The following is a 15,131-nucleotide window of genomic DNA, read 5'->3' on the forward strand; positions in this document are numbered from 1 at the left end:
CCACCCGCGTATCCTCGGCGTGTTGGGCGACATCGAGTTCTCTCACTGGCAGTGCCTCGCCGAGCTCGTCGACAACTCTTTTGACGAGTTTCAGGCTGCTGGCGAGATAGAAGAACGTCCCTCAGTCTCAATTACGCTTCCCACCGCCACAGCTACCCGGTCGACAGCCGCGATAGTGGTTAAGGACAACGGTCGCGGAATGAGCCTGGAGGCGGTCACAAACGCCATTAGCGCTGGCTGGACGAGCAATAGCCGCCACGGCTCGCTAGGCCTCTTCGGCATGGGCTTCAACATCAGCACCGCAAGACTCGGCCGTCACACTACCATTCGAACCAGTCGCGCTGGCGATCCCTCGTGGGTCGAGGTCGTGCTTGACCTCCCTAAGATCGCGGAGTCGTCCCAGTACCAGGCACCCTATCGCCTAGTACCCAAGGCAGATCCCGCTGAGCACGGGACCACCGTAACGGTTAGTGATCTCAAGTCTGAGCAATTCGATGCCCTTAAGCGTCCCAACACACAGAATGTCATCCGCGAGAAGCTCGGCGACATCTACAGCTACCTGCTTCGTGAGCGCGGCTTCCTACTTACGATTAACAATAAGAAGGTCAAGCCACGCCTCCCCTGTGTGTGGGATGAAAACCGCTATGTCACGCGCCAAGGTGTGCAGATTCACGCCATCCAGCGGATTGACCAGCCACTCAAGGACAAGAAGGCGTGCATGGACTGCGGCTACTGGAGCCGTGCCGATGCCGAGCGATGCGAGGAATGCGGCCAAGAACGACTTGAGCTGCGCTCACGACGCATCTGGGGCTGGATCGGTATTCAGCGATATATCCACAAGACGGATTACGGCCTAGACTTCCTTCGCAACGGCCGCAAGATCCTTCTAAAGGACAAGCGCGTCTTCTACTGGCAAGATGAAGATGAGCTCTCAGAGCCTGAACTCGAATACCCCATTGACACCAAGATCCCAACCGGGCGCTTTGTCGGAGAGATTCACTGCGATCACGTCGCACCGAACTACCAGAAGACAGCTTTCGAGTTCGAAACCCACGAATGGCGCCAGGTTATTCACGCCATCCGAGGCATAAGCCCCATCCGTCCGAACATCGCCAAGAGCCTCGGCCTACCAGAGAATGACAGCCCGCTCGCCCTGCTCTTTAGGGGATACCGGCGCCAGGACCCAGGGCTCAACTACCTCATCCCCGGCGATGGCCACTCGCCTCTCCATGACAAGGCACTCGAATGGGCGGCACTCTTCCGTAAGGAAGAAGAGGCGTACCAGTCCGATGAGATTTGGTATCAGGCCGCCTATCAACATGACCACCCCGCAGTTCCCGACCCGAACCCACAGGGCGGCGACATCCTGCCCGGGCTCCCCGCCGACCCGGTCACCCCTGAGCCGGGGGCCGGTGACCCCTCAACGGGGACCCAGCCTTCACCGACCCCTCCCGCTCAGGAACCAGACCCCATCGAGGAAACCCTTGATCAGCGACTCCAGAGATACAGAGACCACGGCGAGCGCATTCTCGATCTCACAGGCAGTTATTCTCTGCCCGATCTAGGGACCGTGGACCTTACAGCCTGGACTGTGCGCGGCCAGCAGCTCTCGAACAAGGACAACACCCCAGCCCCTGTCGTCGCCATTATGAAGCGAGCGCCACAGCTGGAAGTATTCGTCAACGTGGACGCTCCGCTCTTTCAGGAGCAGGGAACAGACGTCCGTGATCTAGCCCTGGTCGAAGTTGCGGAGTTCATGAGAGTTCGCGCGAACAAGGTGAGCATGCCGCTCACCGAGATTGTCGCCCATCTGAAGGCGCGGAGCACCTCTCCCAAACTCACTCCCGCCGCTCTCGCGGACGAGGCCGAGAGGATCTTGGATCAGGTCCGATCTGGCATGGTTCCCCAAATTGCTCAGAATCCAGCCGCGCACTGGGAGCTCCTTACTGAGGCTGAACGTGCTAGCTCTGAGCGGCGATTCGCGATTGAATCACCCAGCGTCACGACTTGGGACGAAACAATTAGTAGCGGGGAATTCGTGCGTTACATTCCCGCTAACGCTATCGTAAGACTCGTCGCCGCGTCTCCCGCGACATTCCTAGATGGGAAGGTCTTCACACGTCCTTACAAGACCCTGACGGACATAACAGCCAAGGAACTTGTTACGGAACGCCTCATCAATCCGCTCAGCGATCTCGCACTCCTGGAGCAACACCGGCCACGTCTCGATCTAGAAGAACTCGCTCGAATTCGCTCTAGTTGCCGGCTCATAGTCCGCGAACTAGCAGACAACGATTAGGCGGCGGCGTGCGAAGCTTCCTCTCCCCGGCCTCCCTCCTGGATGCCGGGCCTCTTCAGTTTCCTCGCCAGATCGAGCGCCTGCTCTGGCATCTAGGGTCCACGTCGGTCGCGAATATCGACGGGCCAGGCGACGAAGGTGGAGACATTCTCGCCCACCTTCGCGGAGAGGACTGGGTAATCCAATGCAAATGGAAGCGAAGGGGCGCGGTGGGCGCCGAAGCGATTGATGAGGTCGCACGGGCCCGAGACAGCTACCGCGCCCATCGAGCCGTCGTCGTAACCAACACTCGATTTAGCCCAGACGCTCAGCGACGTGCCGCCAATCTTGCTCGGCTCGGACCACCTATCCTTCTATGGACTGGTGGAGATTTGCTAACCAGCTTCGATCGCATTCCGACCCGCTTCGGCCATGTCATCCCTAGGCCCTATCAAACCGAAGCGCTTTGTTCATTGAACGACGACCTGGACAACACCGGCCGTGCCTTGCTCGTACTCGCCACTGGCCTTGGCAAGACCGTTGTTGGCGGTGAGGTCATCCGCACTCACCTTGAGCGGCATCCTAGTGACCAAGTCTTGGTCGTAGCCCATTCACGGGATCTGGTCGCTCAGCTTGAACGCGCACTGTGGCGACACCTCCCAAAGGAGGTTCCGACTCGTCTCCTCACCGGAGAGACGAGGCCGGACGACTTGTCAGGACTCACCTGCGCCACCGTCGCGTCCGCTCTTCCCGCCGTCCGCTTCGGCTACCGCCCTAGCCTGGTGATGATCGACGAGGTGCATCATCTCGGAGCGAGTGGACAATATGACGAGCTGCTCTTGACTCTTGAGCACTCCCGGCAGTTCGGTGTTACAGCCACACCGTGGAGGGGCGACGCGCACGACATCACCGAACAACTCGGGCCACCGAGCTTCAACCTCGGCATCGAGGAAGGCATGCGGCGTGGATACCTCGCTCAAGTAGACTACAAGCTATTCGTCGACGACATCGACTGGGACACTGTCAAGCAGGCAAGCGCCCATTCCTATGGCTTGGCTGAACTCAACGCCCGGCTCTTTCTCCCCCAGCGAGACGAGGCCATTCGCGATCAACTCGGCACCGTTTGGGCATCCACGGCCAAGCCACGGGCCATCGTGTTCTGCCGGACCATTCAACACGCCGAACGCCTGGCTGATGTGCTGCGCCGTACTCCGCTCTGGTCCGGCGCCCTCGCGCTGCACGCGGGCTTGCCAAAGCGTGAACGGCAAAAACGCCTGCTTGCCTTTCGATCCGGCGAGGTGCCGATTCTCGCTGCGGTGGACATCCTCAACGAGGGAGTCGATGTCCCCGACGTCAACATCCTCTGCTTCGCCCGAGTCACCCACTCTCGACGAATCTTTGTCCAACAGTTGGGGCGTGGGCTTCGACTTCGCGAGGGAAAAGATCGCGTTGTGGTTCTGGACTTCGTAAGCGATCTCCGTCGCATCGCGGCGGCACTCAACCTGAAGCGGTCCTTGGAAGGGGATGGCGAGATCGAAACCCTTGCTCACATAACACCATCGAGTATTGACTTCAGCGATCAGCGAGTCGCTACACTCATGGACGAATGGATCAAGGACGCGGCCAGCCTCGAAACCGCATATGACGAATATCGCCTCCAATTCCCGGCCATCCCCAACACCTAGGAGTGACTCATGCCACGCCTGAATCTTCCCCCGGACTTGCGTGAGCGTCTTCTCCTTGAGGTGTACCGGCAAGCGGATCAGATGGATTGGGAGTTCCTGAGCAATACACAAAAGACAGCCCAGTATCGCAAGTGGGTAGAAGACCCACGAGTCGGCGGCGTGCTGATCGAGCACCACGCAGAGAAAGACATCCGAGTCTGGCTCAAGGACGTTCCAATGAAGGAATACGCCCGATCACAAGAGGGAATTGGGCACTACGTGCGCTACATCCCCACACGCTTTCGGGGACCCGAGGAAGTCGTTAGGGCTGCGGTCGGGCCAGATTGGGCCATAATGTCTGACACGATAGACGTGAAGCCTAACCGCTGTCTAGCGACCGACGGCAAGGTTGAACGCTACGTCTTCTGGGGTCGGGACGCGCAGTTCAAAGACCTTCTCTACGCCGCGCTCGAAGTGGCGATCAGGAATCGGCATGAACCGGCGATCGTGATTACTATCCGAGATGGCGAGAATGTCGCCGATGAAGATAAAGCACTGTACAAAAATATAGCAGCACACTGCAAGATTAACATGAGCTACTTGCATCGCTCCAAGATTCAGAATCCCGACTATATCGGTTAGACCCAGATTCCATTTGACGATTCACTCACACTGCCCCCTAATTAGAATAGTGTTTCCGTGGGTCGCCTTCTCATCACATTCTGGTACGGCTTGGTGCGCCGCCGCATAGACCGCCGGCCGCTCAGGTCTTCCAGTCCTGCGCGGTGCATCAGTAGCTCCACTGCGCCGTAGCTGACTGGAACGTTGTGGCCCAGCTGGTGCCCGGCGTGCACGCGCCGGGCACCGTAGGTGCTGCCGGAACGCTGCCGCCCGGCCTCAGCCCGCGCGCGGTCAAAGACGCTCCTTAGCGTTCGAGCCAAGGTGCACTGCACCAAGCAGATGCGTCTCACACCTCGACCAAAGATAACGATTCGGATGGCTATGCCCGCCAATGTCACCATAAACGTAGTCTTTGATCATGGCGAACGCCCACGAAGGCCACGAGCCTTACAACCCCCTGGACGAGGAGAACCTTGCGCGAGGAGTCGCCGATGCGCTTGAGCGCCAACCGGTCCACCGCCTTCCTCCGCCAAGCTTCACTGGGGCTGGCCTCTACGCCCTGTACTACGTAGGGGACTTTGAACTCTATGCCCCTCTCTCCGAACAATGTCGTCGCCAAGCCAAACCCGAAGATCTTGACATCGGCCCAGAGGCCGTACCTATTTACGTTGGCAAAGCGGCTGCCGGAGCAAGCCGCCACGGCAACGTGCAGAAGGTCAAGGACAAGACTCTATTCCTACGAATCAGTAAACACCTGCGCTCAATTGAAGCCGCTCAAGATACGCTCAAAATCAGTGACTTCCGGGTCCGCTACCTTCGGGTGCGGGATATCTGGATTCCCCTTGGAGAATATGGGCTACTCCAGCGATATACACCCATCTGGAATAAAATCCTCGATGGCTTTGGGAACAACGATCCGGGCAAGGGTCGCTACGATCAGGCTCGTTCCCCGTGGGACACGGTACATCCTGGCCGCTCCTGGGCCGAGAAGCTGAATTCTCACCCCCAATCGGCAGACGTGTTCGAGGACCGTATTCGTCGTGCTATCACCGCCATCATTCAGCATCAGCCTGTACCAAATTCTCTTCTAACTGATACGCCTGACGAGCCGGCTCTCTTCTCCCTTGACTAATATGGACCTTACTCGCCTCGTCTTCCCACACTGTTGGATCAGGTGTTGCTGCCACACCAGGGGAGGTGAAGAGGCACAAGAAGCGATCTTGCCTATACCACCCCATCAGATCGACCCGCAGGTCAAGCATTCTGCGACGACTAAAGGCCTGCCGCATCCCTTCCGCTCCTACGGCCCATAGCAGCCCTACGGTCCTGGGTCCGCTGCCACCGAGTTACGTGGTGGCCAGCCTCGTCGGATGCGGGGACATGTACGGGATGATCTTTCAGGTAGCGCAAGCGGCGCGAAGCATCTACGCAGGTCAGAGCATGTAAGCCAGCCGTACAGCCCGCGCTCTCCTAAAGCGGGTGCCGCAGGTTCGAATCCTGCCGGGGGCACCAGGCTCTACCAGCAGCGAAACGCCCTTGACCAGCAGCAACGCTAGTCAAGGGCTTCTTGATGTGTCCGGTGCCGTACGGCTGACACTGATCGTTTGCGGCTGATCCTTCCCAATGCCTTCCCAAGACGCAGCATGATCGTCTGATCCGAGGCAGACAGAAAGCCCGCCGCTTCGTCACGAGCGCTTCGGTGGCGCCTTCGGCAGGCTGATCAGCACATCAAGGTCCAGATATTCCCTGCACAGGTACTTGAGCTCTTCGCACTCGATGATCTGCATACGTCCATGACGTGCAGCGAAATCACGACTGTCCGTGCCCACCCATGACGTGGTGACGAGGATGCCCTTCGTCGCACGCTTGTCCTCCATGACGCCAGCCAGGGCACGCACGGCCTCGATGCCGACCGCCTTGCTGTAGCGCTTGGCCTGGATGATGCAGAGCCCCCCGAACATCGGGTCCTCGTTGATCGCAACCGCGTCCACGCCGTCATCCCGCGAAGCCTGGGTCACCCAGGACTTCATTCCCATCGCCTCGAAGAGCTGGCGCACGAAGTGCTCGAATTCGGCCGGCGACAGCCCGAGCAGATCGCGCCTGCTGTCCAGCCCCGCCATTGCGTCGATCCCCTCGACGAACTTGTACTGCGCGAGCAGCGCCTCGAAGTCGACCACCGGCCGCACCGCTTCCAGGTCATAGGGGTGTGGAGAGACGAGCGCGTTCAGCTTCTTGAGGGTGTAAACCGGGTCGAGATCAGCGAGTACGAAGGTGGAAAAGAGTTCGCGCTCGGCGCTGACGTCGATCAAGTACGGACGCTCCGGCAGGCCGGTGGCCTTGTCCTTGATCGAGACGCGGCCCTTGAATGTGGCAACCGTGACAAGCTCTGCGGGGTCTGCGATGAAGATCTCATGCAGAGTCCGAATGGCAACCTGCGCGATCAATCTCGCATAGCGCGCATCGATCTCTTTCTTGGACGCCGGGATGGCATCCATCTCATCCCTTGTTTGTACGTACTTGTATCCCCGCACCGTCGGAACGACTTTCAGCGGCGGAAGCTCGTAATCCACAACCAGTTCCCGCGCCTCAGGCCGATAGATGGCACGAGTCTGGTGAGGGAAGTCATCGGGATAGACCGAGGCGTCGAGGGCCATCGTGAAGTACTGTGCGACCGGCTCTGGCTCCCCTGCACGTACGGCGCGCTCGAACTCGTCGATCTCGCCGTTGTGGCGATCTACCTGGGCCTTCTCCTGGGCGATCCGTTGCTGGTGGGCACGGTAACGCTCATCCAGACGGCGATGCCGCTCAGCATCACGAGTGTCGTATTCAGCACATGCTTGCTCATAGAGGCGACGCTGCTCCGCCTCCTTCTGCTCGTATCGGGCGTCCCCACCGAGAAGACGTCCGAACATGCCTGGCGGCCGTGGCGCGAATTGCGCCCAGGAAGGCCGTGGATCTGGCTGGTCGAGGCCACCAGGATCAAATGGCGGGGCGTCATATGTACGCCTCAAGGAGCTGAACGTCACGGAAATCTGCTGGCCGATGCCGGCGATCAACACAGAATCCAACGTCTTGATCGTCTCGGCGACGTCTGCCGTCATCTCGGCCGCTTCAGCCTTGCGGCCTTCGACGTACAGGCGCTTGCGCTCTCGTTCCGTGGCTGCGGCCTTTTGCGCGGCGGCTCGTTCGGCGCGCTGCCGCTCCCGCTGCGCCTTGAGCTCGGCTTGCGCTCGCGCTCGTCTTGCCTGCTCCTCCAGACGCAACCGCCTGGCGCGCTCCCTCTGCCGGTCCGTAAGTTGCCCGCGGCGCTTGGCCATAGCTTCCTCCAGACGGTAGGGAGCTGAAGCATCCAAGACGAAGCTCTACTGCACGTGATCGTAAATCGAGTGGGCAACTCTCTGCTAATGGACTGAACAGATCTCGGGCAGTAGGCCGTCCCAATCACGTCACCCTTCGAGACGCAGGAGGGCGGGACCAGAGGCACTCGACTGGGATGCCACTTGAGGATCTGCATCGACGCGCACGTATCCCCATCCGCGACGTAGCAATCCGCACACCTCATGCAAGTTTGGCGCGTAGGCCGTTTACGCGTGACGCTTCATCGTCTATCGTCGATTCTCGATGAATGGAGCAATGGGGCCTCTGCCGCGTGCCGAGGCTGAGGAGTATGCGAGCTGGTTCAAGGCGTTGGCCGACGCGACCCGCATCCAGATCGTGTCGTTGCTGGCCCGGCGGCGTGAGCCGATGAGCGTAGGCGAGATCGTGGCCGCTTCCGGAGTGGGGCAGTCCACGGTGTCGCACCACCTGAAGATCCTGTCCGAGGTGCGGTTCGTCCTGGTGGAGCGGCAGGGGACGTCGAGCCTGTACCGCATCAACGAGAACTGCGTGAGCTGCTTCCCCACCGCCGCCGACGTGGTGATGGGCAACCCGGCGCCGACCGCGCCGACCTGTGACTGAGGAGATCTCATGGCGCACGACGAGATCGTCGACCACTACTCCGCCCTGGCTCGCAGCGCGCTGAGCGGGCAGCGCATCGCCGACTGTGATCCCGTCGCCTTCACCGATGGCGGCTTCGGACCGGCGAGTTACGACGACACCGCCGCGCTCCCCGACGGGGCGCTTCGAGCCAGCCTGGGGTGCGGCAACCCGGTCGCCGTCGCCGAGCTGCGTACTGGTGAGACGGTGCTCGATCTGGGCTCTGGTGGCGGCATCGACGTGCTGCTGTCAGCCCGCCGCGTCGGCCCGCCGCGTCGGCCCGCACGGCACTGTCTTCGGCCTGGACGCCAGCCCCGCCATGCTGGAACTGGCTCGGCGCAACGCGGAACAGGCTGGCGTCCAAAACGTGCAGTTCCTGCACGGCACGATCGAGGCCATCCCGCTGCCCGGCCACACGGTCGACGTGGTCATCTCCAACTGTGTGATCAACCTGTCCGACGACAAGGCGGCAGTGCTGGCCGAGGCGTTCCGGGTGCTGCGGCCCGGCGGACGGGTCGGCGTCAGCGACGTCGTCACCACCCAGGTGCTCGACGAGCAGGCGCGACAGCGGGCCGAGCAGCGCATCGGCTGCGCCGCCGGGTCGCTCAGCGTGCAGGAGTACCGGAACCTGCTCGTCGCGGCCGGCTTCGTCCGGATCGCCATCACGTTGACCGCCGATCACGGTGACGGGGTGCACTCGGCCATCGTCCAGGCCGTCAAGCCCGCCATCGGGCCCGGTCTGGAGATCCGGCCGATGCGCGACAGCGACGCCGCCGAGGTGCTGGCCATCTACCAGGCCGGGCTGGACACCGGCCAGGCCAGCTTCGAGACCACCGCGCCCAGCTGGGAGGGGTTCACCGCGAGCCGGTTGCCCCACCTGCGGTACGTGGCCGTGGACGCCGACTCCGGCGAGGTGCTCGGCTGGGTGGCGGCCTCCGCGGTTTCGTCCCGTCCGGTGTACGCGGGGGTGGTCGAGCACAGCATCTACGTCCACCCCGGCTGCCAGGCCCACGGGATCGGCCGGGCGCTGCTGGAGGCGTTCATCGCCGCCACCGAGGACGCCAGCGTCTGGACGATCCAGTCGGGTGTCTTCCCGGAGAACGCCGCCAGCTTGAACCTGCACCAAGCGCTCGGTTTCCGCGTCGTGGGCACCCGCGAGCGCATCGGCTGCCACCACGGTCTCTGGCGGGACGTGCTGATGATCGAGCGCCGTAGCACCTTGACCGGGGCCTGATTCGCCGCTCGGGACGGTGACCGGGAACAGGGATGGCCATCTGATGGTTACATCCGTCGTGGCCGGTGTGCCCAGTGTCCCCGGGCCTCACCTGTTGCCTTCGCGGACTACCGTTCGGCTGGAGTCGCGTTGTGCCCTTCGCCGAGAGGCGACACGCACACCGGTACCCACTCGTGGCTGAAGGCCCTCGCCGAGTCGGCGAGGGCCTTCGCCATTACGAGATCTCACACACGCTCCGCGAGCTCTTCCAGGCTTTGATGTGTGTCAATATAGAGAGACGTCGATTTCGATGGCTGTCTATACGGAGTAGATGTGGAACCTCTGGAGCTCTTGGAGTGCAGCCCGCCGCTGATGCGCGAGCCGCTGGACGCCGAGCAGGCGGCCGGGGTGGCGCGGGTGTTCAAGGCGCTGGGCGACCCCGTACGCCTGCGCATCCTGTCCATCGTGGCCAGCCGCGCCGGCGGCGAGGTGTGCGTGTGCGACATCACCGGCGCGTTCGAGCTGTCCCAGCCGACCATCAGCCACCACCTGAAGGTGCTCAAGGAGGTCGGGCTGCTGACCTCGGAGCGGCGCGCCTCCTGGGTGTACTACCGGCTGGTTCCCGAGACGCTGGGTGAGCTGTCGGCCCTGCTCGACGTGCCCGCCACCGTCTGAGGAGCAGCGCGATGTCCTCTTCCACGTCCCCGGCTTCATCGGCCTCGCCGACCGCCGCACCCGCGCAGGGCGTCATCGCCGGCCTGTCCACGCTCGATCGGTTCCTGCCGGTGTGGATCATCGCGGCGATGGCCGCCGGGCTGCTGCTCGGCCGCCTGGTACCGGGACTGAACACCGCGCTGGAGGCGGTGAAGGTCGGCGAGATCTCGCTGCCGATCGCGCTCGGGCTGTTGCTGATGATGTACCCGGTGCTGGCCAAGGTCCGCTACGACCGTCTGGGCACCGTCACCGGTGACCGCCGCCTGCTGCTCTCCTCCTTGGTGTTGAACTGGGTGCTCGGCCCTGCCGTCATGTTCGCGCTGGCCTGGGTCTTCCTACCGGACCTGCCCGAGTACCGCACCGGCCTGATCATCGTCGGGCTCGCGCGGTGCATCGCCATGGTCCTCATCTGGAACGACCTGGCGTGTGGCGACCGTGAGGCCGCCGCCGTGCTGGTGGCGCTCAACTCGGTCTTCCAGGTGGTCGCGTTCGGCGCGCTGGGCTGGTTCTACCTGCAGGTGCTGCCCGGCTGGCTCGGCCTCGCGCAGTCCGCGCTTCAGGTCTCGGCCTGGGACATCGCTCAGTACGTGCTCATCTTCCTCGGCATCCCGCTGGCCGCCGGCTACGCCTCCCGCAAGCTCGGCGAACGCGCCCGCGGCCGGGACTGGTACGAAAGCCGTTTCCTGCCCCGCGTCGGCCCACTGGCCCTGTACGGGCTGCTGTTCACCATCGTCATCCTGTTCGCCCTGCAAGGCGGCACGATCACCTCCCAGCCCGGCGACGTCGCGCGCATCGCGCTGCCGCTGCTGGTCTACTTCGCGCTCATGTGGGGCGGATCGTTCCTGGCCGGCAAGCTGATCGGCCTGGGCTACGAGCGCTCCACCACGCTGGCCTTCACCGCCGCCGGCAACAACTTCGAGCTGGCCATCGCCGTGGCGGTCGGCGTCTTCGGCGTCACCTCCGGCCAGGCCCTGACCGGAGTGGTCGGCCCGCTGATCGAGGTGCCCGTCCTGGTCGCCCTGGTCTACGTCAGCCTGGCCGGCCGCCGCCTGTTCCACCCCACCACCGAGGAGCCCACACGTGCCTGAGAACGCCCCCGAGACCATCACCGGTAAGCCTTCGGTCCTGTTCGTCTGCGTGCACAACGCCGGACGCTCCCAGATGGCCGCCGGATGGCTCACCCACCTGGCGGCAGGCCACGTCGAGGTCCGCTCCGCCGGGTCCGCGCCCGCCGACCAGGTCAACCCGGTCGCCGTCGAGGCCATGGCCGAGGTCGGCATCGACATCACCGCCGCCCAACCCAAGATCCTCACCATCGACGCGGTCGAGGCCTCGGATGTGGTCATCACCATGGGCTGCGGGGACGCCTGCCCGATCTTCCCCGGCAAGCGGTATGAGGACTGGAAGCTCGACGACCCGGCCGGGCAGGGCATCGCGGCCGTGCGGGCGATCCGGGAGGAGATCAAGGATCGCGTCGCGAAGCTGGTGGCGGATCTGCTGCCCTAGCGGCGATGGCGCCGGGTCGCCGGCGGGCGGGCTGGTGCCGGTCGACGGGACGTCAGGTGAGGCGACGAGCCATCTCCGTGACCACGTCGCGTCCCGCGTCCGCCGCCGCGGCCCGCATGTGGTCGAGCAAGTCCACCTCCAACAGTGGGTCGCGGCGCGCGACCTGCTCGGCCAGAGCCCGGATGATCTCCTTGCTGACTTGCGGAACCTGCGCGCGCAACTGGTCTTTGACCTCGAACTCCAGCGCCATGTCGCGGCGCCGTACCCGCTGGGTGATTTCTGCGACCGTTTCGCGCGCCACTTCGGGCACGGCGGCGCGCATCTGATCGTGCACGTCCATCTCCAGCGCGATCGCCTTGATGCTGGCATGGCCTCCGGCAGAGGAACGACGCGTGGAACCGTCCTGGGCCGGCGGAGGGGACGCAGCCGCGCTGGAGATCGCACCGCGTAGGGCGGCCAGTTCCTTCTCTTGCGCCTCCAGGCGCTCCTGCAGTGCCGTGACGAGTTCGCGCAGCTCGGCCATCTGACCTCGCGGTGGCGCGGTGCGTACTCCGCCCTCGTCCAAGAAGGCCCGCTGCCAGGCGCGTTCCCAGGCATCAAGGTCTGGTGCCTGAACGCCGAGGTGGGTCACCAGCGCCAGGGTGACAGCCTTACTGGCCAGGCGCTCGCCCCGCAGCATCTTGCCGCAGGTCTCGCGCGCCACCCGCACGGGGTCGTGCCTGGTACGGTTCGCCACCTGCCGCATCGACAGCCCCGAGCCGGCCAGTAGCAGGCTCAGTGCTTGAGCGAGTTGGCCAAGGGTCTGCACCTGGTCGGGATCGGCCAGCGGCGGGTCCTGCTTGCCTAAGGCGCTGGCCGATGCGGCATCTTTCACGAGCGCACGCTCCTTGATCTCGTAGGCAGCGCCGACGTCCGCCGGGGATCACAGCGTAGACGCCCCTGGCCCCGAATGGCCCCGAATGGCTGCCGACCCGGGGCCGGCCCGCCGGGGGCGGCCCCGGACGATCGGCCCTGGCATCACTTCGGTCTGCGCCTGGCCCCTGATCTAGCTGGTCACCCTCGGTTGCCGCTGTGCTGGGGAGCAGTTCCCGTACACGCTGCGTGCCGCCTGACGGCGTGCCCGCCTTCACGAGGAAGAACGCCATGCCGATTTTCGACCTTCTCGCCGGCCTCCTGCAGGTGGCCTCCGCCGCGGCCGGTCTGTACGCCGCCATCGCGCTGGCGCGCCGTCAGTTGGCCCGTCGCGCAGAAGGCGAGTCTGCCGAGCCGCCTGCCGGGTCCCCACCAGCGACGGCGCCTTCGTCCGTCCAGTCCTCGTCCTTCCCGCAGCCGACGCTCGGATCGCCGGTGGAGGCGTCTGCCACGTCGCCGGAGGCCGACGCACGTCCATGACGATCCCGCTCACACCATGGCGCTGCGCACGCCCGTCACAGTGCTGAGGCGATCGAGGGCTCCAGGAGCCACACGGTGGCCACCAGCAGCCGGGCCGCTGCCACCAGGGTGTCCGGTTGGACGCGGTCGGGGGTTTCGGCGGGGGTCTGGTAGCCGGGCATGCCCATGCCGATGCCGATCGCGGCCAGGCCGGTGGCGGCGTAGCGGCGGTTGTCAGACGCCATCGCGCCCGCTCGCAGCGGCACGTCGGTCAGGCGGGCGGCCTGGTCGAGAGTGGCCAGCAGGGCGTGGGCGGGTCCGCCGGCCTCGACGGAAGCCGCCTGATGCAGCTGTGCGGCACCATCGAGGTTGATCACCAACGTGTCGGACGGCACAGCGGGCGCGTGATGGGCCGAGCCCCACGCCCCGCTCTCCTCGGCGTCCAGGAAGGCCACCGCCAGGTCGGCCCGGATGGCCAGGTCTGCCGTCAGAACGCGGGCGGCCTCCAGGACGGCGGCCACGCCGGAGGCGTTGTCAGCGGCTGCGGGCAGCCGCATGCCGGGGTCGTCGCCGACGCCGTCGTAGTGCGCGGTCAACAGTACCCGCGGCCCGGTCCCCGCTCCCCTGACGCGGGAGGAGGCGGGGAAGCGGGCGTGGACGTTGTGGCCCTCCGTGGAGATCTGCCGGAGCGGCATCGATCCGGTGACCTGCACCGGGCTGATGGCCAGGGCGTCGGCCAAGCGGGCGTGCTGGTCGGCGCGCAGGGCGATGATCGGCACGGCTCGGGCGGCCGGTCCGGCGATCATCTTGGGCATCCACCCCTCGGCGTCGGTGCCGCGCGAGGCCAGCACTCCGGCCGCGCCGTGGGCCTCGGCCCGTTCGCACGCCTGCGCCCAGCCTCCGGCCTCGGCCAGCACCCATCGGCCGTGCAGGTCGGCCTCGGAGGCAGCGGCCAGCGGCGCGGTGCGCCGGTTCGGCAAGTCGGCCGAGGCGAGGTGCTCGACGAAGTCAAGGCGGTGCTCCAGGCGCAGCGCCTGGCCGTCTGTGCTCCATTCGAGCACCGGGGTGGCATACAGCTCCCGCACGTCGGCGACGGGGAAGGAGTCGAGTTCGACCTCGGCGCCCAGCTCGCGCAGCCGCTCGGCGAGCCACGCGGCGGCGGCACGGCCTCCGGGCGTGCCCACGCGCCGCCCCGCGTAGTGGTCGCGGGCCAGCTCGTGCACCGTGGCCAGCATCCGCGCCGCCGACACCCGCTCCACGACGGCGGCCAGGCCGGGCGCCTGAGGGAGGTCCGGCATGGTGGAGGTCATCCGCAGCAGCCGGTGGAGGCTGCCTCGGCGGCCGGGGCCGGCGCCTGACCGCAGCAGCCGGCCTGGGCGGCCTGCTGGGCGGCGGACGTGCTACCGCAGCAGGCGGTGGCGGCGGCCTCTTCCTGCTGGGCCGTCTCACGGGCCGGGGAGGCAGGAGCTCCGCAGCAGCCGCTGGCGGCGGGTGGGGCGAAAGCCTCTGCCAGGTCGCCGATGAAACCGCCGCTGGTCTGGTTCGTCGTCATGGTGGTTGCCCTTCTGCCGGTGCGAGGTCGAGGCCATCAACACTTAGATGTGTGTCGAATCAGGAGTCACAATCTCACGCTGCTTAGATGCTCGTCAAGATAGACGGAGGTCGAATCAAAGATGTGAATGGCACCGAAGTGCGTGCGCCTAAAGCTGGGTGGTGATCTCGGTGGCGAGACCGCGGGCGGTGCGGGCGGCGCCGATGAGGGTGGCCGAGGCGGGGCCGGTCCAGTCGC

Annotated in this window: 13 protein-coding genes and 1 tRNA gene; 10 read left to right on the forward strand and 4 right to left on the reverse strand. The window is 64.7% G+C overall.

Translation table 11 applies throughout. The features are described 5' to 3' along the window. Positions 1 to 22: 22 nt before the first annotated feature. The 5 genes from AB0J09_RS06925 (at position 23) to AB0J09_RS06945 (ending at position 6,075) form a co-directional block, all read left to right on the forward strand. Positions 23 to 2,299 (forward strand): ATP-binding protein, encoded by a 2,277-nt coding sequence (locus AB0J09_RS06925; protein WP_360686361.1) that lies wholly within the window; start codon positions 23 to 25, stop codon positions 2,297 to 2,299. 8 nt (positions 2,300 to 2,307) lie between these two features. Further along, positions 2,308 to 3,963, forward strand: a complete 1,656-nt coding sequence (locus tag AB0J09_RS06930) for a DEAD/DEAH box helicase family protein (RefSeq protein WP_360686364.1) — start codon at positions 2,308 to 2,310, stop codon at positions 3,961 to 3,963. Positions 3,964 to 3,972: 9 nt separating this feature from the next. Further along, complete coding sequence (locus AB0J09_RS06935) at positions 3,973 to 4,584, forward strand: hypothetical protein (RefSeq protein WP_360686366.1); 612 nt, start codon at positions 3,973 to 3,975, stop codon at positions 4,582 to 4,584. Positions 4,585 to 4,981: 397 nt separating this feature from the next. Continuing rightward, on the forward strand, positions 4,982 to 5,695 hold the full coding sequence (locus tag AB0J09_RS06940; protein ID WP_360686369.1) for an Eco29kI family restriction endonuclease: 714 nt from the start codon (positions 4,982 to 4,984) through the stop codon (positions 5,693 to 5,695). A 314-nt stretch (positions 5,696 to 6,009) separates the two neighbouring features. After that, positions 6,010 to 6,075, forward strand: a tRNA-Arg gene (locus AB0J09_RS06945). A 173-nt stretch (positions 6,076 to 6,248) separates the two neighbouring features. Here AB0J09_RS06945 and AB0J09_RS06950 read toward each other — a convergent pair. Next, complete coding sequence (locus tag AB0J09_RS06950) at positions 6,249 to 7,880, reverse strand: restriction endonuclease (protein WP_360686372.1); 1,632 nt, start codon at positions 7,878 to 7,880, stop codon at positions 6,249 to 6,251. Between the two features lie 316 nt (positions 7,881 to 8,196). On the opposite strand from AB0J09_RS06950, the gene AB0J09_RS06955 reads away from it, so the two are divergent. The 5 genes from AB0J09_RS06955 (at position 8,197) to AB0J09_RS06975 (ending at position 11,971) form a co-directional block, all read left to right on the forward strand. Continuing rightward, a complete protein-coding gene (locus tag AB0J09_RS06955; protein ID WP_360686375.1) occupies positions 8,197 to 8,520 on the forward strand; it encodes a metalloregulator ArsR/SmtB family transcription factor in 324 nt (107 codons plus the stop codon). A 244-nt stretch (positions 8,521 to 8,764) separates the two neighbouring features. After that, positions 8,765 to 9,772 carry a GNAT family N-acetyltransferase gene (locus AB0J09_RS06960; RefSeq protein WP_360686378.1) on the forward strand — a complete coding sequence of 336 codons (1,008 nt, stop codon included), beginning with the start codon at positions 8,765 to 8,767 and terminating at the stop codon, positions 9,770 to 9,772. 312 nt (positions 9,773 to 10,084) lie between these two features. Beyond that, complete coding sequence (locus tag AB0J09_RS06965) at positions 10,085 to 10,426, forward strand: metalloregulator ArsR/SmtB family transcription factor (protein ID WP_229824702.1); 342 nt, start codon at positions 10,085 to 10,087, stop codon at positions 10,424 to 10,426. Positions 10,427 to 10,437: 11 nt separating this feature from the next. Continuing rightward, a complete protein-coding gene (arsB, locus tag AB0J09_RS06970; protein WP_360686381.1) occupies positions 10,438 to 11,553 on the forward strand; it encodes an ACR3 family arsenite efflux transporter in 1,116 nt (371 codons plus the stop codon). Further along, positions 11,546 to 11,971, forward strand: coding sequence for an arsenate reductase ArsC (locus AB0J09_RS06975; protein WP_360686384.1), 426 nt, complete (start codon positions 11,546 to 11,548; stop codon positions 11,969 to 11,971). Before arsB ends, AB0J09_RS06975 begins: the two co-directional genes overlap by 8 nt. 52 nt (positions 11,972 to 12,023) lie before the next feature. On the opposite strand, the gene AB0J09_RS06980 is transcribed toward AB0J09_RS06975, so the two are convergent. The 3 genes from AB0J09_RS06980 to AB0J09_RS06990 form a co-directional block, all read right to left on the reverse strand. Further along, entirely contained in the window at positions 12,024 to 12,845 is an 822-nt protein-coding gene (locus tag AB0J09_RS06980) for a hypothetical protein (protein ID WP_360686387.1), read from the reverse strand. A 553-nt stretch (positions 12,846 to 13,398) separates the two neighbouring features. Further along, positions 13,399 to 14,652, reverse strand: a complete 1,254-nt coding sequence (locus AB0J09_RS06985; RefSeq protein WP_360686390.1) for a M28 family peptidase — start codon at positions 14,650 to 14,652, stop codon at positions 13,399 to 13,401. Further along, positions 14,649 to 14,894 carry a hypothetical protein gene (locus AB0J09_RS06990; protein ID WP_360686393.1) on the reverse strand — a complete coding sequence of 82 codons (246 nt, stop codon included), beginning with the start codon at positions 14,892 to 14,894 and terminating at the stop codon, positions 14,649 to 14,651. The genes AB0J09_RS06985 and AB0J09_RS06990 overlap by 4 nt, the downstream gene beginning before the upstream one ends. Positions 14,895 to 15,131: the final 237 nt, after the last annotated feature.

It is taken from the genome of Nonomuraea sp. NPDC049784 (assembly GCF_040659615.1).
Taxonomy (GTDB): Bacteria; Actinomycetota; Actinomycetes; order Streptosporangiales; family Streptosporangiaceae; genus Nonomuraea.

Excerpts from the sequence above, each read along its gene's own strand:
- AB0J09_RS06940 (WP_360686369.1), top strand. The coding sequence starts at position 4,982 with ATGGCGAACGCCCACGAAGGCCACGAGCCTTACAACCCCCTGGACGAG.
- AB0J09_RS06935 (WP_360686366.1), top strand. The coding sequence starts at position 3,973 with ATGCCACGCCTGAATCTTCCCCCGGACTTGCGTGAGCGTCTTCTCCTT.
- arsB (WP_360686381.1), top strand. The coding sequence starts at position 10,438 with ATGTCCTCTTCCACGTCCCCGGCTTCATCGGCCTCGCCGACCGCCGCA.
- AB0J09_RS06950 (WP_360686372.1), bottom strand. The coding sequence starts at position 7,880 with ATGGCCAAGCGCCGCGGGCAACTTACGGACCGGCAGAGGGAGCGCGCC.
- AB0J09_RS06990 (WP_360686393.1), bottom strand. The coding sequence starts at position 14,894 with ATGACGACGAACCAGACCAGCGGCGGTTTCATCGGCGACCTGGCAGAG.
- AB0J09_RS06955 (WP_360686375.1), top strand. The coding sequence starts at position 8,197 with ATGGGGCCTCTGCCGCGTGCCGAGGCTGAGGAGTATGCGAGCTGGTTC.
- AB0J09_RS06985 (WP_360686390.1), bottom strand. The coding sequence starts at position 14,652 with ATGACCTCCACCATGCCGGACCTCCCTCAGGCGCCCGGCCTGGCCGCC.